Source organism: Bacillus zhangzhouensis (genome assembly GCF_000715205.1).
GTDB classification, from domain to species: domain Bacteria; phylum Bacillota; class Bacilli; order Bacillales; family Bacillaceae; genus Bacillus; species Bacillus zhangzhouensis.
The window spans coordinates 1-1,572 of the sequence record NZ_JOTP01000061.1; the positions used below are offsets into that span (position 1 = coordinate 1).

Annotated in this window: 1 rRNA gene; it reads left to right on the plus strand. The window is 54.5% G+C overall.

What is annotated here, in order from left to right:
• Nucleotides 1–52: 52 nt before the first annotated feature.
• A 16S ribosomal RNA gene (locus BA70_RS18675) occupies nt 53–1,572 on the plus strand; the annotation flags it as partial.

Here is a 1,572-nt window from a genome sequence, read left to right on the forward strand (position 1 = left end):
CATCATAGGTAGTCAGTCAAACTGGCGAAAAACAAAACTTCGGTTTTGTTCTTTTTCGGAGAGTTTGATCCTGGCTCAGGACGAACGCTGGCGGCGTGCCTAATACATGCAAGTCGAGCGGACAGAAGGGAGCTTGCTCCCGGATGTTAGCGGCGGACGGGTGAGTAACACGTGGGTAACCTGCCTGTAAGACTGGGATAACTCCGGGAAACCGGAGCTAATACCGGATAGTTCCTTGAACCGCATGGTTCAAGGATGAAAGACGGTTTCGGCTGTCACTTACAGATGGACCCGCGGCGCATTAGCTAGTTGGTGGGGTAATGGCTCACCAAGGCGACGATGCGTAGCCGACCTGAGAGGGTGATCGGCCACACTGGGACTGAGACACGGCCCAGACTCCTACGGGAGGCAGCAGTAGGGAATCTTCCGCAATGGACGAAAGTCTGACGGAGCAACGCCGCGTGAGTGATGAAGGTTTTCGGATCGTAAAGCTCTGTTGTTAGGGAAGAACAAGTGCGAGAGTAACTGCTCGCACCTTGACGGTACCTAACCAGAAAGCCACGGCTAACTACGTGCCAGCAGCCGCGGTAATACGTAGGTGGCAAGCGTTGTCCGGAATTATTGGGCGTAAAGGGCTCGCAGGCGGTTTCTTAAGTCTGATGTGAAAGCCCCCGGCTCAACCGGGGAGGGTCATTGGAAACTGGGAAACTTGAGTGCAGAAGAGGAGAGTGGAATTCCACGTGTAGCGGTGAAATGCGTAGAGATGTGGAGGAACACCAGTGGCGAAGGCGACTCTCTGGTCTGTAACTGACGCTGAGGAGCGAAAGCGTGGGGAGCGAACAGGATTAGATACCCTGGTAGTCCACGCCGTAAACGATGAGTGCTAAGTGTTAGGGGGTTTCCGCCCCTTAGTGCTGCAGCTAACGCATTAAGCACTCCGCCTGGGGAGTACGGTCGCAAGACTGAAACTCAAAGGAATTGACGGGGGCCCGCACAAGCGGTGGAGCATGTGGTTTAATTCGAAGCAACGCGAAGAACCTTACCAGGTCTTGACATCCTCTGACAACCCTAGAGATAGGGCTTTCCCTTCGGGGACAGAGTGACAGGTGGTGCATGGTTGTCGTCAGCTCGTGTCGTGAGATGTTGGGTTAAGTCCCGCAACGAGCGCAACCCTTGATCTTAGTTGCCAGCATTTAGTTGGGCACTCTAAGGTGACTGCCGGTGACAAACCGGAGGAAGGTGGGGATGACGTCAAATCATCATGCCCCTTATGACCTGGGCTACACACGTGCTACAATGGACAGAACAAAGGGCTGCGAGACCGCAAGGTTTAGCGAATCCCATAAATCTGTTCTCAGTTCGGATCGCAGTCTGCAACTCGACTGCGTGAAGCTGGAATCGCTAGTAATCGCGGATCAGCATGCCGCGGTGAATACGTTCCCGGGCCTTGTACACACCGCCCGTCACACCACGAGAGTTTGCAACACCCGAAGTCGGTGAGGTAACCTTTATGGAGCCAGCCGCCGAAGGTGGGGCAGATGATTGGGGTGAAGTCGTAACAAGGTAGCCGTA